The sequence below is a fragment of the Streptomyces sp. genome (assembly GCF_031178505.1).
Taxonomy (GTDB): Bacteria; Actinomycetota; Actinomycetes; order Streptomycetales; family Streptomycetaceae; genus Streptomyces; species Streptomyces gulbargensis.
Genome location: NZ_JAPSIW010000001.1, coordinates 30,157 through 49,190 on the forward strand (window position 1 = coordinate 30,157; position 19,034 = coordinate 49,190).

A 19,034-nucleotide genomic window follows, 5' to 3' on the forward strand; every position below is an offset into this window, starting at 1 on the left:
CTCTCCTACTTGCGGATGATCCACAAGATCCACTGTTACCTTTCTGTTACCTTTGTCGGTGGCGGCTGCGACAGCAGCCAGCAACTACCCGACGCGTCAGAGGCGCGGCACTGCCTCGCCTCCCCGAAACCTATCGGGGCCGACAGGTATGAGACATGAGGTTTGCGCCCTGATCGGACACGGCGTGCAGCCCATATTGTGTCTCCATTTACGAACTAACTACCTAACTCCTCAGTCGACGCAGGTCAGTGACCTGCCGATTCCCGTCCGGCGGAACTCCCTGACAGGCGGTTAGCTCGTAGCCCCTCCCGTTGCGTAGATCATCAACGTGACCGGAAAGCGACTCCGATGCGACCTCGCCCCGAACTTACTGGCCCGGCAGAGCTGGCCATCGAGATCCAGTCCGGACTGCACGCACCCACATGGACTGCAGGACACCGGGCGACACTCACTGGAATCCAAACCCCCAGAAACAGACGCGAAACAGACTCCGCCACAACGGCCGAGACTCGCCACACGCAAAGCTACGGCCACGCCCCGCCGCCACCCGCGCGAACCAGACGGCCACGGCCGCGCCCCTCACCAGCACCACGCCCGACTTGCCTGGACCAGTACGATTCGGCGCGCGCCCTCCTGTTGCGCGGCGCGGGCCAGGCTCAGCATCGGAGCGGCCGGATGATGATGGGCGGCGCTCGCCCTGCGCTTCCCGGAGCAGAGCCTGGTGCGCGCGCCCCGAACACGCCTCCGTTGGCCAGTTCACGCGCTTGCCGCCCCTCCCGGCCAGCCTCAACCTGACCAGGTCAGATGACGACCACAGGGGGGCCCATGGCGATCTTCGGCAACGACAACGCTGACCTGCTCCGGCAGGTACTCGCCCAGCTCGGACAGATCAGCACCGACCTTGCCGCCCTCAAGCAGCAAGCCGCCGACCAGCAGCTCGCCATCGACCAGATCCGGCAGGACGCCACCGCCGCCATCACCACCGGCCTCACCGAGAACCGGGCCGTGGTCCGCGACGGCATCGACCGCACCCGCAGGGACATCAGCGACCCGCTCACCCGCATCACCACCGAACTCGTCGCCATCCGCGGCGGCATCAACGGCCTCGACAATCAGCTCAAGGCGCGCGTCGACCAGACACCGCCCGCCCCACAACCCGCCGACGAGCCTGCAACGGGACCGGTTGCCGAGCCCGCCGAGCACAGCAGCGAGCGCGTCGTCCACTTCACCGAGCCCGACGACTACGACCCCGATATGCCGGACCGTGGGATCCTCACAGCCGCCGCCGGCGTCGCCCACGCCACCCTCGAAGCCCACCGTGACACCTGGGCGTTCCTCGTCCAGACCGCGGGCAACGCCGAGCACTTCCATATCCCCGGCGCCGTCCACGACGAGGACGGCTTCGTCAGCGTCCGCCTGTCCGGGCCCAGCCTCGTCGCCGCGATCATCAGCCTCGCCCACGTCACCCGCGACACCGACAGCCCCGTAACCCGCGCCATCGCCGAACACATCCAAAACAAGATCACGAAGGCGGTACAGGCCATCATCGACCAGCCCCGCACCCACGGCGACGGCACGCCCGTCCGCATCACCATCGACGACCGTGCCCAAGCCGACGAACCGGCTGCTGACGAGCAGCCGACGGTCGGCGGCTAGACAGCACGATGCCCCCGACCGCCTGGTCGGGGGCATCGTCGTTCACTGAGCGGGCTGCCCGCTTCCCGGACACGTCTCCCGGCTGCCGTAAGCCTGATGAGACGCGGTCGGCTGACCCGGCTCCGCACTCCCGTAAGCGCCGCACACCGGGCAACAGGCCCGGCACTCGACAGGATCGAAACGGCGACTGCTCTGACGATCGCACATACTGGCCTCCTCGGAGGGACGACCACACCACCGTGCGACCCGCCGGCGACGCCGGGAAGGGCTCACGCAAGGCGCACGAAAGCCTTCTCGCCGTTATGGAAGACGATCGTGAGCCCCGGCTTACGGCCCTCCTCTGACGACCACACGCTGATCGACTCCACATCCGTCGGCTCCGCAGCACCCACCACCCCGGCCAGCCACGCATCCGGGGCACCCGACACCGGGGCCGCCTCAAACACGGGCGGCCCCGCCTGCACCGACGCCGTCGCCGTGTCGTGCTTCGCGCCCTCCGCGAGCTGCCCGATCACCTGCCACCGCGACTCGCGGCCCGCCACCGTGGCAGCCAGCGCATACGGGTGCGGGCCGTCATCAAGCACCTCCACCCGCTGAACATCCGGGCTGTTCTTCAACACGTCGATCAAGTAGTCGCGGAAATCGGCGGGGCGCATGAGAAGGGTCCTTTCGAAGGCGGCGGCGGCCAGTTTAGAGGCGAGCAGACAGGCCCGAGACGCAACAGCACAAGCGCGGCGAGCCGAGCCGCAAAGCACTACGCGAGCGGCGCCCCGCCCGAAGACGAGACGCCGCAGGTGGTCCGGTCAGAACTTGGTCGTCACGATCGGAGCCGGCATGGCTGGGACGTCGACGTCGAAGACCTGGGCCAGCAAGTAGCGGGCCATCGTGTCGTGCTCCAGCTCGGAGCGGCCGATCGGCATCGTCAGGACGATCTCTCCTGACTTGCGCTGGACCACAGCGCCGAAGAAGCCGCGATCGTCGATCGAACTGGGGTAGACCTCAACTCCGGTTTCGGCAAGCAAGTCGGGCAGCGGGGTGTCGAGCAGGTGCGCGGGGGAGAGGGCAGGCGCTAAGCTCATGGGTGAGCTCCAATCTCGCAAGGATTGAGTTGCTGATCAGCGGCTGACACCGCTGGTGACTTCGACGGCCGGGGTGTTGACGCACCTCGGCCGTTTCTTGTGCCCGATCGCGCCAGTTGCAGGTCGCTCGGTCACAGGTCAGACCGTAGAGCTTATGCGTCTTTGTATCAAGGCTTCGCGCAGTGGGCACGCGAAAGCCCCCAGCTTCCTTGCTGGGGGCGTCGATTGCAGCGCTGGTCAGACAGGCAAGTCGATGTGATAGCCCATCTTGAACCGGTGTGAAGCCTTCGTCAGGAGCGTGACCTCTATCGGGCGGTCGTTGTCGCTGTAGACGATCCGGAAGATCTCCAAGACGGGCACGTCCCGCGGAATCTCCAGGGCAACGTACTCCTCTGTTGTCGCCGGGCGGGCGGCCACCACGTCATCCTGGGAGCGGGTGGGGAAGCCCATCTCGTTCAGCAAGGCCGGAGATCCGCCAGGGATGAGTCGGCGGTCCGCCAAGCGTGTCCCGCGTGCCAGCTCTATCGGGTAGTAGGAATGCACCATCTCGGCCGGCTGCCCATCCAGGAAGCCGATCCTTGATCGGAGCATTGCTGTTCCGTCGGCCTCTAGGCGGAGCGCTCGTGCGACTTCGACGGGCGGTTCCACTTCGCCGACATCGAGCATCTGGTACTTGCTGGTTTGCTGGCGCTTGGTCGCCTCGGTGAGCCAGCGGTATGGAGCGCCTGGCTCTGCGGGCGTGATGTAGTGCGCGGGTGAGATCGTTTGTGCCCGCTCGCTGCGCACGAACACGCCGACGCCTGTCTGACCCTCCAGGAACCGCTCATCCTTGAGGATTTGCAGAGCTCGCTGAATCGTGACGTTGGAGGTGTCGTACTCGCCGCGAAGGGTCTCGTTTGTGGGCACTTGACGACCGGGCTCCCAGTCGCCGGCCATGATCTTCCTGCGCATGTCGGCGGCGATCCGCTCGGCGAGGGGGCGCTTGTCCTGGTGCGGCTCCGGCATATCAGTCGACCTCGATCTCGTAGTGGAGGCGACGAGGCGCCTTCATGGTCATGAGCTGCACTTCGTAGGGGCTCCCGTCTGCAGTGAACGTCGTGCGCAGCAGCCGAAGGACGACCGCCCCCTCGGGGAGGACGAGCATCGTCCGTTCGGACTCGCTGGCGCTTGTGAACTCTAGGTCTTCGTGCACGTGACGCGGCTTGTAGCCGAGTTCGGCTAGCAGGGTTGGCGCGCCACCCTTGATTTTTTTCTTCTCGGCGAGACCCGTACCGCGGGCGACGGGGGCGGGGTAGTAGGAGTCGGCGAGCTCAATGACGTCGCCATCTAGCAGGATGGATCTGCGTCGAACGATCACCTTCTCTCGGCTCGGGAGGCGCAGGGCCTTCGCTACCTCCGTTGGTGGATCGACTTCTGCCACCTCGGTTAGGTGCTGCCCTCCCTGGCCTCGCGTCTCCTGTGTCCAGGCGTCTGCCTGCTCGGCCTGCTGGGCGGTTACGTAGGCGAGCGAGTCGCCTGTGCGCTGCTTCTCGGCCATCTCTTGTGCCTCCCCTCATGCTGACGCTGTTCTTCTGACCTCCTCAACCTTAATCCTTTGATGAATATGGATGCGTTGGCTTCTGGCCAGAAGCGCATCGCGAAGCTTGCTACGTTAAGCGTCAAGCCTTTATGGTTGCTCACAGATGCGAAGCACTCGACAGGAGGCGCAATGCTGCGAGTTCGAGACGTCGCAACGCACTTCCGAGTGCACCCTGCGACCGTCTACCGCTGGATCCACAAGGGCTTTATTCCTGCCTTCCGGAACGGCCAGCCCTTCCAGCCCGACGATGGCGCCACAGGCGCCCTCCGGATTCCTGAGTCCGTCTTGAAGTCGACGGACGTTCCCGAAGAGGAGGTGGCCTGATGGCCACGACGACCCCCGCTCCGCCGTCTTCCCGCCCGACTGCTCCTCTGCCTGCGGCTGCCGTGGCTGCCGTGGCTCGTCTGGAGGCGGCGCTTGCCCCGGCGCCGGCTCTCCGGACCGAAACCCTGCCTGTCGACTCGCCGGTGAAGGTGGTGGCGTCGTGAGTGCCTGGTCGGACAGGTGGGCGTGTCGTTGGACGACCACTCACGCGAATGGTGTGGTTGTGCATGGGGCGGCGGAGCCGGTGCTGTCGGTGCTGGATGTGCGCGGTGTCGCCTTGCGCGACTTGTTCTTGATCGGCTTCAACCGCAATTGCGGTTCGATCATTGTGCCGTCGAAGGAACGGGCCGGCGAGATCAAGGCTGCTCTGGAGCCTGCCTACAAGGTGACCGTGTCGTGCATGCACCGGGACGCCTGCTGGCAGGCGGAGTTCGATCGCCGCGAGCTGGATGGGGCGGTGCCGTCGTGGCTGGTCCGTGACGTGACGCTGGCCGACGGCTCGACGGCGATGCGGGACGGCAGGTGGATTCGATGACGACTGTGATCCTGAGCCCGGCTGATGTGGCTGCGCATGAGGCCGCCTCGTATGTCCGCCGCACGATTCTGGCCCGCTTTCCGGCTGGTGGCCCGCGTGGTTCGTGGCCTGCGGATGAGTTTGCTGCGGCCCGCCGCGCGGAGGGTACGCCCGCCGAGGTCGTGATGGATATTGCGTCGGACAGCTTCTTGGTGATCGTGCGGCCGTCCGCGTAACCCCTGTTCCGCCGTGGCGGCGGGTTCTCCCCTGGCCCCGCCGTCACGGCTTCACCCCCGGCTCTGGCCGGGTGCGAAGCCGCCGGGACCTCTCCCCCCGGCCCGGCGGCTCCTCACCTCACCAGCACCACCTCCACTACTCCTGCGTCCCTGAGAGGACCCCGCCATGTCCGCTATGTCCACGATTCTGTTCGATGCCGATGCGGGCGTCACCGAGCTCGGCGTCAAGCGCCGCGCCTCCACCACGGTTGCCGAGGCGTCCGACGCCTACGCCGCCCAGATCATCGACGACTACCTGGCCGCCCGAAACGAGGGCCGCATCGACGTGATGCAGCTCGTCCGGGACCACGCCCAGGCCGTCGACCCCGACCTGGTCGTCGAGCTGGATGGCTTCGACTACCCGGCCGCCGCCTGATGGCCACGGTCGCGATCGTGTCGTTCGGGTTCCTGCACGACGCCGCCCCGGAAGCCGACGTGGTCCTCGACCTGCGGCGCGCGTTCCGTGACCCGCACGTCGACCCGCGCATGCAGCAGCTGACCGGCCGGGACCGTCTGGTGCGGCGTGCGGTGATGCGCACCACCGGCATCCGCCCGTTGCTGCGGGCCACAGTGCGGCAGGTCCTCGCCTACACCAAGGGCCCGAAGGGCGACCACATCGTCGTCGGATCGGGTTGTGCGGGCGGCCGTCACCGCTCCGTCGTGGTCGCCGAACGCCTTGCCCGCCGTCTGCGCCGCCGCGGCCACACCGTCACCGTCCACCACCGCGACATCCGCAAACCCGTCGTACAGCGCTAACCCCGATGACCGCCGTGCCGGCGGGCGAACCGCGGACCCATTCCGCCCGCCAGCACGGCTCAGCCCCGGTGATCTGCCGTGAAGGGTGCCCGATCGACTCGGGCCCGGGGCGCGCACCACACCCGAATCCCAGACGAAGGAGACGACATGGCCCGCAACCTTGACGAGTTCGCCGCCGATCTCGCTGCCGTGACCGCGCAGGCAGCCCAGGCCGGCATCGGCACCCTGAAGGCCGATGCCCTTCTCGAAGCGTCCCGGCAGGGCGACGAGCAGGCCGTCCGTGACATCGCCAACAGCATGTCGACGGCCGAGCTGCAGGCTTTCCAGCGGAAGCACGGCTGATGGGCCGGGGCGATGTCGATGACGTCGGCTCCCGGATCGGTGCCGCAGCCGATCAGTACGTGCCCAGCCGTAAGCCGAGCGCCCTCCAGTGCGCGGATGCGGCGGCTGTCCTTGACGACATGGTGCGGGTGGCCGAGCAGTACGGCGTGACCTTCGCCGACTTCGATGCGGTCGCCGACTTTCCGCGCCTCGTCATCCAGCTGATCCAGCAGCGCGACGCCCAGGTCTGACCGGCTGCCCGATCCGCCCGTCCCGCACGGGCGGTGAGGGGAGCCGGGACAGCCCCGGAGTCCATACCCGAAGGGAGCCCGTCATGGGCTGGAAGAACAAGATCCTCGGCGCGCCGGAGGCCGTCGCCGCCCACAAGCAGGCGACCGCTGACCTGGAGCGCTTCAACACCCGCGACCAGGACGACACCGACCCCGACTACCTGGCTGCGAACGAGCGCAAGGGTGAGACCGCCAAGGACGTGCCGTGGTACCGCCGCTGACCAGTCGCCCTTCAACCTGAAAGGAAGAGATCATGGAGTTGCTGAGGCGGCTGATGGCCCGTCTGAACGTGTTCGCTGTGGTGGAGGCTCTCCTCACGCTCGCCGCGTTGACGCTGGTCGCGGTGACCGTGGGCGGGCAGCTCGGCCACATTCTCGGCCTCCACGGCACCCTCGGCCTGGCGGCGGGCTGGTCGATCGCGATCGTGTACGACGCGCTGTGGATTGGTGCGCTGCGCATGTCGGAGCAGGCGATCCGGCTGCGGTCGCGTGTCGGCATGATCGTGATGCTGGGACTGTCGGCGGTGGCGGTCGGGGTGTCCACCGGCACCCTGCTCGTCCTTGGGCACGCGCAGGTGTTCGCGTTCGTTCCTGTCGCCGCCGCGCTGTTCATGGGGCTGCGCCTGTTCGCGGGGAACGTCCTCGCGGACGGGGCGACGGCGGCGCAGATCGCCGAGCAGTCCGCTGGCGACCGCAACGCCCGCGCCTTGGCCGCGGCCGACGCCCGCCACATGCGGGTCGAGGCGCGCACCGACGTGGTTGCGGAGACGGCGTCCCATCTCGCGTCGGTGGAGCGGCAGGTCGCCCAGTCGCAGATGCTCACCAAGGGGCAGAAGCAGATCGACAAGGCCCGCGCCAAGGCCGAGAAGAAGCTGACCAAGTCCGACGAGCGGCATGGCGAGAAGGCCCGCGCGTTCGCTGCCAGGCGTCTCGAAGGGGCAGTTCCGCAGCCTGTGGTCACGGCCGTGAGCGCCGGGCGCGGTGACCAGGAGGGTCACGCAGTGGTCACACAGGTCACCCCGCAGATTGCACCTGTGGTCACGTCTCCTGCGAGTCGGGACGAATCGGGCGTGCAGGTGCCTGGGGAGACAGCCGGGCATCAGACCCCGGTACAGAACCCGATGAAGCTGCAGGAGCTCGCCGATGCCGCCGGCGTCCCGGTGCCGCAGAAGGACTCCAAGCTCAGCGACGAGCAGCTCGACGTAGTCCTGCGCTGGCTCCGATACAACATGGATCCGCCGCGCTCCTACCGCCAGGCACAGGACGAGTTCCGCGCCCGCGGCTTCCGCGCCCGCGAAGAACGCGTCCGAACCTCCTGGCGCGCGATCGAAGCCCGCGAGACCGGCGCCCCTGCCCGATAGCCGGCACCACCAGTGAGGCCCAGTGCCCCCAGCCCTGGACCTTGCTGCGCCTGCCGGACGCAGTCGACAGAACAAAACCGCAGGTGAACGGCCCGGTGAGTGACCCGGTGAGCGGAACAGGCGCAGACCCGGCAAGCAGACCCGGACGCCACCAGTCCCACCGCAGCAAGCAACGACGAAACGAAAGGAGGCCAGCCGTGCGCGGTGCCGCCTACTGGCCCAAGGAGATCAAGCGGGCCGATCGGCTGTCCCCGAAGTCGGGGGCGATCCGCCGGATGGACCGGCTGCGGAGCACGCTCGGCCGCCTGGATCCGGTGGTGGCGAACCGTGCGTGGCGTGAGGTCGGCGATGCCCTTCAACGCATCGCCGACCGCTACACCCAGTGAACATTCACTCGTTCATTCACCCGGTCGACAAGTGAACGTTCCGGATGCTACGCGCGCACGTGCGCGCACGAACCCCGCCGTTCACCCGCCCCGATCACAGCCAGTTAGGGGAAGTTGATGGAAATTCTGCTCATCGCCGCCTGCGCATGGCTTGCGTACCAGTCAGGCGCGCAGAGCGAGCAGTCAAAGCTGGGCCTGTCGCCAGCACAACGCGACCAGATGCGGGAGGCCGCGCGGCACGAGAAAGCCGTCCGCAGGATCGCGGAGAAGCACAAGGACGCTCCGGTGCCCGCGGACAGCACCACCGCAGTTCGAACGTCCGCCCCGGTGCCCGCCACGTTCGGGTCGGGCTATCGGAGCCACCGCCCGGCACGGCCCCCGCTCGGCGCCCGCGCCGGGGAATGGACGGGCCGCGGCGTCACCTGGGCCCAGCACACAGGCCGAGACGCCTGGCAGCGCTACCGCGAGCGCCGCAAAAACGCCGGGCACGAAGACCCCGGCCCGGTACTCGTGCCGGTGCCGCCCGCCCGGCCACCGGATGTGCCGCCCATCCCCACGGTGCCGACCACAACGGGCGCCGAGAAAGACGCGGCAGACGCCACGTCCAAACCCGACGAGCCAGCAGCACCGGACGCGCATGCAGAAGCCCCGAAGGAGCCGGCGACGGCACCAAGCGGCGACGTCGACACAAGCGCCAAGAAGCCGCCGGAACCGGAGGCGGCCGACGACCCCGACTACGACCCGGACGGGTCCTTCGCGCACCTCCCCGACTACACCACCCCGCCCGACGCCGAGATGGAAACGCCCCGGTCCGACACGCCACCACCTTCCAACACGCCAGGAGTTGGCCGCATGGCAGCAGACGTCACCTACGAGTCCGTCGAAGACGAAACCGACGACCTCTCCGCAATGTGCGAAGAGGACGCCCGGGTGTACGACCGAGTTCGTTCCCGTGCCGAGCGGGAGATCGGCCGCGGCGACGATCTGGTCGCAAGGCTGAGGCAGGCCGGATTCGGGGCGAAGGTCATCGGCTGGGTCACCCGCTGCAAGGAACAGTACGAGGTGATCCACAGTCAGATCGATGACCTGCAGAAGAACACGATCACTCAGGGCGAGAAGGTCGTGGAAGCGAAGGCTCTCCTCATCGCCGGTCAGGGCGTCTACGCCGAGATCGCGAAAGACATGGAAGACGTCGCCGAGCGGGACGCCTACATCTCCGACGCCGTCGACGCCGAGGATGCCAACGCCCACAGCGAGGTCTACGAGACGACAGGAGCGGCCTGACCATGAGTACGACGACCGCAGCACAGAAGGCCGGCGCAGCCGTCACCTATGCGGCTCTCCTCGCCAGGGCCGCTGCATACGGCATCCGGGCCGCCCGCACCAAGTCGGCCGTCGAGCGGATGCAAATCCGCTTCCAGGAGCGCGCCGACTCGGCGAAGTACCTGTCGGAGGCCATGACGAAACTCGACGTCGATGAGCCGACCACGACCGCCTACATGGAGATCTCGAACCTCTCCAACGCGATGGCCGGCAACGTCGGCCAGATCGTGTCCGCCGCCGACTCTCTGGCCGTCAACGCGCAGGGCCTGGAGTCGGAGACCAAGGCGCAGCACGGGCGCATGGCCGACGCCAACCGCACACACACCGTGAAGATGGCCGACCGCGAGTTCATCAAGCGTCGCTAGCCGCACATCGCGAAGGGCGGGGCTATGGCCCGGCCCCGCCCTTCACCACCTCAGACTCGGAGAGACCCGGATGGCAGCCTCGACGATAGCCAAGCCCTCGACCACCACAAAAGACCCACAGCACAAGACGAGCCGTAGCAGCGCGCTGGCGGCCCGCCTGCACAATCCTGGCCTGTACGCGGGCGCCAGCCTCGGTCTGGCCTCTACCTGCCTGACCGGCGACCCGCTGCTGTACACAGCTCTCGGCACCACGAGCGTGGCCGCCGGCTGGTCCGCGCTCGGCATGTATCCGGGCCCGTGGCGGTGGCTGCCCGGGCAGGGGGAACCCTGGCAGTGGCTGTGCCGCCGCAGCATGAGCGGCTACCGGCGCAGGGTCCGCCGCATGCGTCGCCATCTCGCCGTGCCTGCCAGCAGCCCGACAGGTAGCGGCCTGTACGTCGTCGGGGACGGCTGGCGCCGTCACCCGCACCGGCCCCAGCTGGTACGCGCCGCGAGCGCTGCCAGCCAGCGGGCCCGGTGCACGCTGCTCACCCAGGCATGGCAGCACACCCTGCCCGACTGGGGAAGCGCCTGGTGGCGCCCCTACTCGCTCGGCGAGATGACGCTGCGCACCAGCCCACTGCTTGCCCTGCCCGCCGTCGGCGCAATCGGCCTGCCGTGGTGGGGCAGCATGCTCGCAGTGAGCGCCGGTGCAGGCTGGGGGGCCCGCATGTGGCGGCTGCCCGCCCGCGACGCCGGGCCTGTCGCACCTTTGAAGGGCGTCGATTGGTACCACGCCCGCTGGGCGGAATGGATCGCCTGCGAACGCGGCATCCTGCCCGCCTCGAAGCTGGTCAGCCTGCAGCTCGACGACGACAAGCTGACCGCGATCATCGTGTCCACCACCACGAAGGCCGCCGCCGGCGTCGGCCAGGACACCGTGAGCATCGCGTTCGAGGTGCCGCCGCGGGCCGTCAACATCTACCGGCCTGACGACATGCCCGCCAACCGCGCCAAGCTCACCGTCCGCCTCCGCGCCCTGACCTCTGCTGAGCTCGACATGGATGACCTCGCCGCGGTGTGGGATGAGTACAGCCCCTACCAGGGCAGCAAGCTCCTTAACCCGGAGGCCACCGAGTTTGGGCGGCGCTTCCATCTGCTCATGCCCCGCAAGGGCTCCTCCGTCGCCGACGTGCAGCCGCGCGCCATCGCCCAAGCCCTCGACCTGCCCGGCGAAGACGCGGTGGACCGCCTGCACCTGCGGATGGTCGACGCCCGCCGCCTTGAGGTCAACGAGATGAGCGTCAACCCGCTGCAGGACGGCGTCGCCCTCGACCTCGGTTCCCTCACGATGGACGAGCAGGGCTACATCACCGTCGGCAGCGACATTTACGGGCGGCCCGCGAAGTGGCGGCTGCTCAAGTTCGACCGCAAGAAACGCGGCCTGTCCGGACGCCCGTCGGCGTCATCCGTGCACTCCTTCGGCTCCGGCACCACCGGCGCCGGCAAGACCAGCCTCGAAGAAGACCTGCAGATTGCGCAGCGCCTCAACGGGTTCGTGTCGTGGCTCGCCGACGGCAAGGGCGGAGCCGGCTACGCCTCGTGGTTGAACGAACTCGACTGGCTGCTCAAATCGTTCTACGGGGCCATGCTCATGGGTCAGGCCGCGAACGCCGTCTCCGAGTACCGGTTTGCCGAGCAGATGAAGATGCAGTGGCTCGACGAGGAGGGCTACACCGAGACTGGCCGCTCCTTCTTCGTTGCCGATGACCCGTTCAAGCCCATGGTGTGCACGTGGGACGAGTTCAACGAGATGATCCTGAAGGATCCCCAGGCCGACCACGTCAAGCCGCTCCTGGGTGCCGTGTCCAGCACGGGCCGCCTGTCCCGCGCCGCCGGAATCGCCGCCCGTATCTGGGTGCAGATCCCCAACCTGGACGCCATCGGTTCCAGCGCGTCGGCGAACGCGGTTCGCGACATGCTGCAGTCCGGGAACATCGCCTTGTTCCGCACGGCGCGCGCCGACGTCGACATCATGTCGCTCGGCTCCCGCACCCCCGAGTTCCGCCTGGCGCCCCTCCCCGAGCGGTTCCCGAACGGCTCGGAGACGGGCGGCCTGTGCTACATCGCCGACGGGAAAGCCCAGTACACGCAGTCACGGGCGATGTTCCACTCCAACCCGGCCCGCGTCGCCCGCCAGTTCCCGCTGTGCACGCTGAGCAGCGCCGAGGCAGATGCCGCGGTCGCGGCCGGCCCGGCGGGTCTCGCCTACCTGCGGCGTGAGGAGTACCGGCACCTCGACGCCGCCGATGAGGAGACGTTCCTGCGGGAGCTCGTCGCCAAGGAGCAGGAGAGAAGCGGGAAGGGCAGGAAGGTCATCGACACCAAGCCGGCAGCCAGCGCTCTCACGGCCGAAGCCGACACGGACGTCGATGACGACGATCTCGACGACATCGTGCCGCCGAGCCGTTCCGAGCTTGTCTGGCGTGCCGTGGACGGCGGGGCCCGGCGCAACAGGCAGATCGCCGAGGTCACCGATCTTAAGCCGACGAACGTCGCCAACGCCACGGCCCGCCTGGAACGCCTCGGGAAGCTCGCCAAGATCCAGAAGGACTGGCACGTCGCGGAACCCCTCGACACCGAATCCATCAGCGCCTAACCCGATCAGGAGACAGCACACATGAATCTGACCATCTCCGGCCTGGCCCTCATCGTGGCCGTCGGTATCGCCATCTGGATGAAGAAGGACAGCAGCTTCCGAGGCCGAGAAGTCGCCGTCGTCTCCCTGTTCTGGGTGCTTGTGATGATGACGCCCCTCGGTGCGGGTGTCGTCGACAAGGTCCAGGCGATGATCGGCAACGGGGCGAGCGCGGCTACCCAGACTGTCAACGACGTCTCCGGCAAGTAGAGGGGCTCGACAGCCATGACTGTGCCGCTGCCCGAACCGCGCCCGACCGACACGGACGGGCAGCGGGAACGCACCGCCCAGGAGATCGCCGACCAGCTCATCGCTGCCGTAAACGAAGCAGTGCCGCACGCCCCAGCCCGCCAGCCCGCCGAGCCCCTCCCGCACGCGGTAGGCCCTCAGCCCGTGGTCCAGCCCGGCACCCCGCCGATGACCCCCCGCGAGACGCAGATTGGCCGCGTAGCCCTGTACGGCGGGGCCGGGCTAAGCCTGCCGATCCTGGCCGGGTCCGTGTTCATGGTCGCCACCGAGCATGCGAACCCGGCGGTGATCGCCTGGAGTGCGGGCAGTGTCGCCGCGCTCGCCCTGCTCGTCGCCGCCGTCGGGTCTGCCGTGAGGCGGCTCGTCGCCGCGGTCCCGCCGCCGCCTCCGGAAATCCACATCGCAGGCGACCTCTACCAGGACCAGCGCAACATCTACTCCCGCACCAGCGGCGTGTGGGCCAAATCCACCAACCAGCAGTAGGAGGATCCTGTGCACCAGGTCCCCAGCCCGAGGCGGATCGCCGCCGTGATCGTCGCATCGACGGCCGCCATCGGCGCCACCGCGGCAGGCGCTATCAGTGCCGGCGCGCCCGACCCGGTGACCGTCGCAGCAGCGGTGGCCGCCTTCGGTGTCGCTGCCGTCGTCGGCGCGGTCCGCCTCGGCGCCAAGCCGGCTGCCGGGGCGGCGGCGTGATGGCCGACCTCTGGAACGGCAAGAAGCTGCCGGATCGCAACGTCACCCACACCAACATCAACTACCGGCTGTACGACGGCCGCACCGGCACGCTGCTCAGCTTCAACACGACAAACAGCCTCGGATCCCTCGTCGCCGACGTACTCCGCACCCAGTCCGAGCACCCCGACGCCCAAATCCATGCCGTCGAATACGACGGCCCCGCCTGGCGATAGGAGAAGGCCCGTGCGCATGACCCCGACCATCTGCGGCTACATGGAACTTTCGCTCGCCGACGAGCTCGGCCACGACCTCGCCCCCGACTGCTGCGACGCTGAGATGACCGGCAAGGTCACCGACGGCGGCCACAAGGAATACACGTGCGGCGACTGCGGGACCGTCCTCGAAGTCGACGACCTCGGCCTCGTCTGGGACATCCGCGAGAAGCAAACGAAGGCTGCCTGACCTACCCGCTCACACCGGAGCCCCGGCCGCCGTCGCTGGCAGTCGGGGCTCTTGTCGTGGGTACGGCCCGCGCCATCCACCGGTCATCCGACAGCAGCCTCGGCGGCAGCGCGGGTTCCAAGCCGAGCTGTTGGCACAGGAGTTCTAGTGCCTGCTGGCATTCGCGCTGCGTGTCTGCCTGGATGCCGTAGCGGACTGCCATGACCGCAGTCTGCCCCGTCCGATCACGGCGCGGGGCAGTATTCGGGAATCACTTGCGGCGGCGGTAGGTGAGCCAGATTCGGGCGGCGATCAGGCCGAGCAGCACGATGCCGACCGTGACCTGCACCCAGCGGGGGAGGGTGGACGAGCCCGGCAGATACAAGGCGATCACGGGCGCCACTCCTCCCGGTAGCCGGGCCGGTCCGCGTAGGCGGTGGCCATGATCTGGATCTGCTTTGAGACCGCGCCCTCGGCGAGCACATAGGCTTCGATATCCCGCTTGGTGAGCTGCTGGATTCGCTCGAAGTGGGCGAGAGCCTGCCGCTTGGCGTCGATCTCGCGCAGCACCCGCGCCGGATCATGCGCTGCGATGTGAAGGGCGTCCTCTGCCGAGTCGAAGACAGAAGCCTCGCCGCCCCAACGTCCACCGCCGACAACGGCAGTCCCGTCGACCGCGTAGATGGTCTCGGCGTAGGTCGCATTGTCCACCGACCACGGCCCGCTGCTCGCCACCCGCGCAATCCGCTCGTCCTCGTCGAGCTGGGCGCCGAGCCACTGCACGAGGTCATCCATCAGACGGCTCCTGTCGCTGTGCTTCGCTCATGCCTCAGTCTCCCCGACGCTGTCGACTGTGCCATTGGCCCACACTGTCAACCTCTAGTGCAACAATTGGCTTATCGCACCCCCCGCTTCCCGAGCCACCGCGAGGAGCCTGCCGTGCACGATCACCCCACTCTCAATGATTACGACTGGCCGACCTGCGTGTCTCCGCGCTGCGGGCGGCAGCTGTGGGTCGCGGAGGCGGGCCGGCTGGTGTGCCGCCCCTGCGAAGACAAGACACTCGCCCGCATCACGGAACTCCCCGCGCTGTTCCGTCGGCTCGACTCGACGGCGGCGCTGATGCGTGGGGCGCGCCGTTCGGGTGGTGGCATGTCGGGGTCGAAGACGCCGCCGATCCCGCCGCGCCTGGAAGTGCTGGCCTTGGTCGGGCCGGGCGGGGTGGCGGCCCGCCTGTCGGCGATTGAGGATGCGTGGCGGGCTGTGCTGGGCTGGACGATCGCCCCGTGGCGTGGTTCCCCGGCGCAGGCCGTGCCGCATCTGGTGCGATTCCTCGGCGACAACCTGCTGTGGGCGTGCTCCTCCTACGAGGAGGTCGGGCAGGATATCGACGAACTCCGCAAGCTCCACGGCGAATGCGCGGCCATCGTCGCCGACGAGCGCAGGCCGGGCCGCGTGCAGATAGGTGCCTGCCCCGGTCGCGTCGGCGACGCCTACTGCGGGCAGCCGTTGACCGCCTCGGCCGCCTCCCACCGCGTCCACTGTGGGGCGTGCGGCGGCCGGTGGGAGACCCTGGGGGAGTGGCGGGAACTCCGGGCCGCACAGGAGCAGGCGCTCGCAGGAACGGCAGAGGCCGCGGCATGAGCGAAGGCGTCGAGCGCCACGACCGGCCCGAATGCCCATCCCTGTCCCGCCTGCTGTGGCAGACGATCCCCGTGGCCCGGCCGACTCTCCGGGCGGAGCAGGACGATGTGAGCCTGGCGCTCGCCTACATCCGCGCGCTCCTCGCCGACACCGAGCGAGACTGGAGAGCGGCGTGAGCGCCCCTCCGTGGGGGCACAAGCCGCCGCCCGTCGACGACGTCACCGCCTACTGGCTCAGCATGCCGCCCGTCATGTCGCCCCGCTGCGGGTACTGGGTCGCGCGGCACGCTGCCGGAACGTGGCGGCCCAACCGGCGAATCCGCAACGAGGGCTACCACGCAGCCGCCGAACAACTCGGCATCTGGATTTGGGAGTACCTGCACATCGTTCGGGCGCTGTTCGATGACCAGTAGCGTCCCGCCACTTGACATGCGCCACACGAATGACTTGACACAACCCCAGAACCGAAGTGATGATCTGCTCAGATAGCAGTACTTCGCGCTGAGGCCACCCGCACTGGGTGGCCTTCGTCGTTCCCGGAGGTGATCATGCCCTCCGTAGCGCTCGCCACAGCCGCCGATGTCGCCTACTGGACCGGGCGCCCGGTCGGCACGATCTGGCGCTGGGCATCCGAAGGCCGCATCACGGTCCACGGCAAAGGCCGGAACGCCCGCTACGACCTCATGGAAATCGACCCCGCCGAGCGGGACCGAGAGACCCAAGAAGTCGTCACCCCCACCCCGGCCCCCAGCATCAAAACCCCAGGTGGACAAACAGCCCGTGCCGCCTGACTCCCTGCGTCGGTGGTCTCCGCAGGGAAGGGCCTTGTAGCGCCCCCAGCGCTCGGCCCCGGTCCGCCCGGCTGTGGGGGCCGGGCGGACCCACAAGCCGGGGCGGTCTGCTCACCCGCCTCGACGTCCCGCCGCCGCTTCATCCACGCCACGGGCGGCGGGACACCCCCATCACGTGCTACCTGATTGGAGATCGTCGTGGCTAACATCGTCTTCAACCAGGCGCTCGGCCGGGTCGCGCACCTGGCCAGCCTTCCCGCCGCGAACGACGGCCTCGTCCTCATCGCCCTGGAATCCAGCGGCCTGGAGGCGGACAGTGTGCTCCGCGACAAGGACACCTTCGCCGACGTCGTCTCCGGCACCACCAACGAGCAGACCACCGTCGGCCGCAAGGCCCTCGCCTCCGTCACGGTGACGATCGACGACACCAACGACCGCGTGAACATCGACGCCACCGACGTCACATGGGCTTCCCCCACCGGCAACCCGGTCGGCGCCGTGGCCATCTGCTACGACCCGGACGTCTCCACCGGCACCGACGCGGACCTGATCCCCCTCACCAAGCACGACCTGACATGGTCTCCGGACGGGAACGCTTTCACGCTGACGATCACGGACTTCTACCGGTCCAGCTCCACCGCCTGACCCGTGGCCAGCTTCAGCGACGACTTCAACCGCCCCGACAGCAGCGACCTCGGGCCCGGCTGGGTTGAGGTCAGCGGTGACTGGTCGATCATCGGCGGGCAGTTGGCCCCGGATACGTCCAGTGGCAACACCATCCTGCGCGCCGCGACCCCGATGGCGAGCAGCGACAACTACGCCCAATGCACCATCGTGACCAGCATCGCGGCGAGCCAAGGCGTCTGGTGTCGCGGCGGCAGCACACTCAGCAGCGGCTACTTGTGGCGCACCAACGGCTCGTCGTGGGATCTGTTCGCCGTTGTCAGCGGCTCTTTCGGCATGATCGGCACCTACGCTGTTGCGGTCGCTCCCGGTGATGTCGCCAAGGTGCAGGCCGTCGGCAACGTGATCAAAGGCTTCGTCAACGGCGTCGAACGCGTCTCCGTCGTGAACACCGACGTGCCGGCAGGCGTGAACGTCGGGCTGCGCGTGATGGCCGTGGGCGGGCTCCGCTTCGACGACTTCGCCGCCGCAGACGTCACCGCCGGGGTAGCTCTCGGATCCGCAGCCGCTACCGACGCGGCGCAGGCGCTGTCCGGGGGCAAGGCGGCACCACTGAGTGCTGCGGTCGCTGTCGACGCGGCCCAGACCGTGGCGGGCGCGAAGGTCGGGGCCCCGAGCCCCGCAGCCGCTGTGGACACAGTGCAGGCCTTGGCAGGCAGCAAGACGGCGGTGCTCGCGCCCGCAGTCGAGCCGGCCGCCGCACAGCCCCTCACCGCCGTCAAAGCGGCAGCGCTCGGCCCGGCACAGGCCATTGAACTGGTGCAGGCTTTTGCCGGTGGCAAGCGCGCCACGCTCACTCCATCAGCGAGCCGGGAGCAGGCGCTGCCGGTGACCGGCAGCGGCCCGCTGCCTTCGGGGCCCGACATCGACGTCACTGTCGGGCGGCCGTACAGCTCGTGGTCGGCAGACGTGCCGCACGGCAGCGGCTGGGAGGTGGGCGAACCATGCTGATCCCTGCCAGCAGCACCGAATACCTGCACGTCCCCGTCGCCGGCCCGTCCGGCGTCGACCTGGCCGCAGCTCCGGTACGGATCGCGGTCGTCGCCCATCGCAGCGACCCGATCGAGAGCGAGTGGCAGCCTGCCGAATGGGCGGACGGCAAAGCCCGCACCCTGATTGGTCCCGGCACGGCCATCGTCTTGGCCCGCGGCGACTATCACGTGTGGATCTCCGTGGACGTTCCTGGGCCGGAGAACATCACTCGTCGGGCCGGGCACCTCGGCGTCACCTGAGAGGAGGGCAGCTTCTGTGAGTGACAACTTGACCAATACGGCGGAGAACCGGGCGCTCGACTGGATGTTGGGGACGTCGACGACGGCCCCAACCCTGCCGCTGAAGGTCGCTCTCGTCACTGTGGCTGGTGACGACGCGGCTGCCGGCACTGAGGTGGCGGGCGGCTCGTATGCGCGAAATGACGTGACGTTCGCCGCGGCGTCCGGCGGAGCGGTCGCCAACTCGGCTGACTTGCTCTGGACCGGGATGCCTGCGGCGACGCTGGTCGGCTGGGAGATCTGGGACTCGGCCGGGACTCCGGTCCGCTGGTGGTACGGGCCGCTGGATTCGAGCAAGACGCTGGCGCTCGGCGATGAGTTCAAGATCGCTGCGGGCGGGCTTTCGCTGTCTCTGAGCTGATCGGGGGACGG

General features: G+C 68.4%; 33 protein-coding genes. 27 read left to right on the forward strand and 6 right to left on the reverse strand.

Translation table 11 applies throughout. The annotated features are described in order from the left end of the window. Positions 1-804 precede the first annotated feature (804 nt). Positions 805-1,656 carry a hypothetical protein gene (locus RIF68_RS00290; protein WP_309049072.1) on the forward strand — a complete coding sequence of 284 codons (852 nt, stop codon included), beginning with the start codon at positions 805-807 and terminating at the stop codon, positions 1,654-1,656. Positions 1,657-1,925: 269 nt separating this feature from the next. Here the strand turns inward: RIF68_RS00290 and RIF68_RS00295 are convergent, their stop codons facing one another. The 4 genes from RIF68_RS00295 to RIF68_RS00310 all read right to left on the reverse strand — a co-directional run bounded on the left by RIF68_RS00295 (position 1,926) and on the right by RIF68_RS00310 (position 4,272). Continuing rightward, on the reverse strand, positions 1,926-2,312 hold the full coding sequence (locus tag RIF68_RS00295; protein WP_309049073.1) for a hypothetical protein: 387 nt from the start codon (positions 2,310-2,312) through the stop codon (positions 1,926-1,928). Between the two features lie 147 nt (positions 2,313-2,459). Then, complete coding sequence (locus RIF68_RS00300; RefSeq protein ID WP_309049074.1) at positions 2,460-2,735, reverse strand: hypothetical protein; 276 nt, start codon at positions 2,733-2,735, stop codon at positions 2,460-2,462. 237 nt (positions 2,736-2,972) lie between these two features. Then, positions 2,973-3,740: a GntR family transcriptional regulator gene (locus tag RIF68_RS00305; RefSeq protein ID WP_309049075.1), complete on the reverse strand. Its 768-nt coding sequence runs from the start codon at positions 3,738-3,740 to the stop codon at positions 2,973-2,975. 1 nt (position 3,741) lies between these two features. Then, entirely contained in the window at positions 3,742-4,272 is a 531-nt protein-coding gene (locus RIF68_RS00310) for a UTRA domain-containing protein (RefSeq protein WP_309049076.1), read from the reverse strand. A 60-nt stretch (positions 4,273-4,332) separates the two neighbouring features. Here RIF68_RS00310 and RIF68_RS00315 point away from each other — a divergent pair, with 60 nt between their 5' ends. From RIF68_RS00315 to RIF68_RS00400, 18 genes are all read left to right on the forward strand, one after another. Beyond that, positions 4,333-4,638, forward strand: a complete 306-nt coding sequence (locus RIF68_RS00315; RefSeq protein WP_309049077.1) for a helix-turn-helix domain-containing protein — start codon at positions 4,333-4,335, stop codon at positions 4,636-4,638. A 244-nt stretch (positions 4,639-4,882) separates the two neighbouring features. After that, positions 4,883-5,173: a hypothetical protein gene (locus tag RIF68_RS00320; RefSeq protein WP_309049078.1), complete on the forward strand. Its 291-nt coding sequence runs from the start codon at positions 4,883-4,885 to the stop codon at positions 5,171-5,173. Between the two features lie 26 nt (positions 5,174-5,199). Beyond that, positions 5,200-5,388, forward strand: coding sequence for a hypothetical protein (locus RIF68_RS00325; protein WP_309049131.1), 189 nt, complete (start codon positions 5,200-5,202; stop codon positions 5,386-5,388). Between the two features lie 175 nt (positions 5,389-5,563). After that, positions 5,564-5,803 carry a hypothetical protein gene (locus RIF68_RS00330; protein ID WP_309049079.1) on the forward strand — a complete coding sequence of 80 codons (240 nt, stop codon included), beginning with the start codon at positions 5,564-5,566 and terminating at the stop codon, positions 5,801-5,803. 17 nt (positions 5,804-5,820) lie between these two features. Next, positions 5,821-6,183 carry an ATPase gene (locus tag RIF68_RS00335; protein ID WP_375165651.1) on the forward strand — a complete coding sequence of 121 codons (363 nt, stop codon included), beginning with the start codon at positions 5,821-5,823 and terminating at the stop codon, positions 6,181-6,183. Positions 6,184-6,330: 147 nt separating this feature from the next. Next, positions 6,331-6,525 (forward strand): hypothetical protein, encoded by a 195-nt coding sequence (locus tag RIF68_RS00340; protein ID WP_309049081.1) that lies wholly within the window; start codon positions 6,331-6,333, stop codon positions 6,523-6,525. 59 nt (positions 6,526-6,584) lie between these two features. Then, on the forward strand, positions 6,585-6,755 hold the full coding sequence (locus tag RIF68_RS00345; protein WP_309049082.1) for a hypothetical protein: 171 nt from the start codon (positions 6,585-6,587) through the stop codon (positions 6,753-6,755). Between the two features lie 83 nt (positions 6,756-6,838). Continuing rightward, positions 6,839-7,015 (forward strand): hypothetical protein, encoded by a 177-nt coding sequence (locus RIF68_RS00350; protein WP_309049083.1) that lies wholly within the window; start codon positions 6,839-6,841, stop codon positions 7,013-7,015. Positions 7,016-7,047: 32 nt separating this feature from the next. Next, complete coding sequence (locus RIF68_RS00355; protein WP_309049084.1) at positions 7,048-8,154, forward strand: hypothetical protein; 1,107 nt, start codon at positions 7,048-7,050, stop codon at positions 8,152-8,154. A gap of 197 nt (positions 8,155-8,351) precedes the next feature. Beyond that, positions 8,352-8,540, forward strand: coding sequence for a hypothetical protein (locus RIF68_RS00360; RefSeq protein ID WP_309049085.1), 189 nt, complete (start codon positions 8,352-8,354; stop codon positions 8,538-8,540). Between the two features lie 117 nt (positions 8,541-8,657). After that, complete coding sequence (locus RIF68_RS00365) at positions 8,658-9,824, forward strand: hypothetical protein (protein WP_309049086.1); 1,167 nt, start codon at positions 8,658-8,660, stop codon at positions 9,822-9,824. Between the two features lie 2 nt (positions 9,825-9,826). Further along, positions 9,827-10,228: a hypothetical protein gene (locus tag RIF68_RS00370; protein WP_309049087.1), complete on the forward strand. Its 402-nt coding sequence runs from the start codon at positions 9,827-9,829 to the stop codon at positions 10,226-10,228. A gap of 70 nt (positions 10,229-10,298) precedes the next feature. Then, positions 10,299-12,866 (forward strand): hypothetical protein, encoded by a 2,568-nt coding sequence (locus RIF68_RS00375; protein ID WP_309049088.1) that lies wholly within the window; start codon positions 10,299-10,301, stop codon positions 12,864-12,866. Positions 12,867-12,887: 21 nt separating this feature from the next. Continuing rightward, complete coding sequence (locus RIF68_RS00380) at positions 12,888-13,115, forward strand: hypothetical protein (RefSeq protein ID WP_309049089.1); 228 nt, start codon at positions 12,888-12,890, stop codon at positions 13,113-13,115. A 15-nt stretch (positions 13,116-13,130) separates the two neighbouring features. Then, a complete protein-coding gene (locus RIF68_RS00385) occupies positions 13,131-13,637 on the forward strand; it encodes a hypothetical protein (protein WP_309049090.1) in 507 nt (168 codons plus the stop codon). Positions 13,638-13,646: 9 nt separating this feature from the next. After that, positions 13,647-13,850 (forward strand): hypothetical protein, encoded by a 204-nt coding sequence (locus RIF68_RS00390; protein ID WP_309049091.1) that lies wholly within the window; start codon positions 13,647-13,649, stop codon positions 13,848-13,850. Beyond that, positions 13,847-14,065 carry a hypothetical protein gene (locus RIF68_RS00395; RefSeq protein WP_309049092.1) on the forward strand — a complete coding sequence of 73 codons (219 nt, stop codon included), beginning with the start codon at positions 13,847-13,849 and terminating at the stop codon, positions 14,063-14,065. The genes RIF68_RS00390 and RIF68_RS00395 overlap by 4 nt, the downstream gene beginning before the upstream one ends. A gap of 10 nt (positions 14,066-14,075) precedes the next feature. After that, on the forward strand, positions 14,076-14,294 hold the full coding sequence (locus tag RIF68_RS00400) for a hypothetical protein (protein ID WP_309049093.1): 219 nt from the start codon (positions 14,076-14,078) through the stop codon (positions 14,292-14,294). A 250-nt stretch (positions 14,295-14,544) separates the two neighbouring features. Here RIF68_RS00400 and RIF68_RS00405 read toward each other — a convergent pair whose 3' ends face one another. Both RIF68_RS00405 and RIF68_RS00410 read right to left on the reverse strand, forming a co-directional pair. Further along, a complete protein-coding gene (locus tag RIF68_RS00405; protein WP_309049094.1) occupies positions 14,545-14,667 on the reverse strand; it encodes a hypothetical protein in 123 nt (40 codons plus the stop codon). Continuing rightward, positions 14,664-15,068 (reverse strand): DUF6221 family protein, encoded by a 405-nt coding sequence (locus tag RIF68_RS00410; RefSeq protein WP_309049095.1) that lies wholly within the window; start codon positions 15,066-15,068, stop codon positions 14,664-14,666. The genes RIF68_RS00405 and RIF68_RS00410 overlap by 4 nt, the downstream gene beginning before the upstream one ends. Before the next feature lie 144 nt (positions 15,069-15,212). Between RIF68_RS00410 and RIF68_RS00415 the strand changes: the two genes are divergently transcribed. The 8 genes from RIF68_RS00415 to RIF68_RS00450 all read left to right on the forward strand — a co-directional run bounded on the left by RIF68_RS00415 (position 15,213) and on the right by RIF68_RS00450 (position 19,023). Beyond that, on the forward strand, positions 15,213-15,917 hold the full coding sequence (locus tag RIF68_RS00415) for a hypothetical protein (protein WP_309049096.1): 705 nt from the start codon (positions 15,213-15,215) through the stop codon (positions 15,915-15,917). Further along, positions 15,914-16,093, forward strand: a complete 180-nt coding sequence (locus RIF68_RS00420) for a hypothetical protein (protein WP_309049097.1) — start codon at positions 15,914-15,916, stop codon at positions 16,091-16,093. Before RIF68_RS00415 ends, RIF68_RS00420 begins: the two co-directional genes overlap by 4 nt. Beyond that, positions 16,090-16,329, forward strand: a complete 240-nt coding sequence (locus RIF68_RS00425) for a hypothetical protein (RefSeq protein ID WP_309049098.1) — start codon at positions 16,090-16,092, stop codon at positions 16,327-16,329. Before RIF68_RS00420 ends, RIF68_RS00425 begins: the two co-directional genes overlap by 4 nt. A 135-nt stretch (positions 16,330-16,464) precedes the next feature. Then, positions 16,465-16,707, forward strand: a complete 243-nt coding sequence (locus RIF68_RS00430; protein ID WP_309049099.1) for a DNA-binding protein — start codon at positions 16,465-16,467, stop codon at positions 16,705-16,707. Between the two features lie 198 nt (positions 16,708-16,905). Beyond that, positions 16,906-17,352, forward strand: coding sequence for a hypothetical protein (locus tag RIF68_RS00435; protein ID WP_309049100.1), 447 nt, complete (start codon positions 16,906-16,908; stop codon positions 17,350-17,352). A gap of 3 nt (positions 17,353-17,355) precedes the next feature. Then, a complete protein-coding gene (locus RIF68_RS00440; protein WP_309049101.1) occupies positions 17,356-18,342 on the forward strand; it encodes a hypothetical protein in 987 nt (328 codons plus the stop codon). Next, a complete protein-coding gene (locus RIF68_RS00445) occupies positions 18,336-18,623 on the forward strand; it encodes a hypothetical protein (protein WP_309049102.1) in 288 nt (95 codons plus the stop codon). Before RIF68_RS00440 ends, RIF68_RS00445 begins: the two co-directional genes overlap by 7 nt. A gap of 16 nt (positions 18,624-18,639) precedes the next feature. Beyond that, complete coding sequence (locus RIF68_RS00450; RefSeq protein WP_309049103.1) at positions 18,640-19,023, forward strand: hypothetical protein; 384 nt, start codon at positions 18,640-18,642, stop codon at positions 19,021-19,023. Positions 19,024-19,034: the final 11 nt, after the last annotated feature.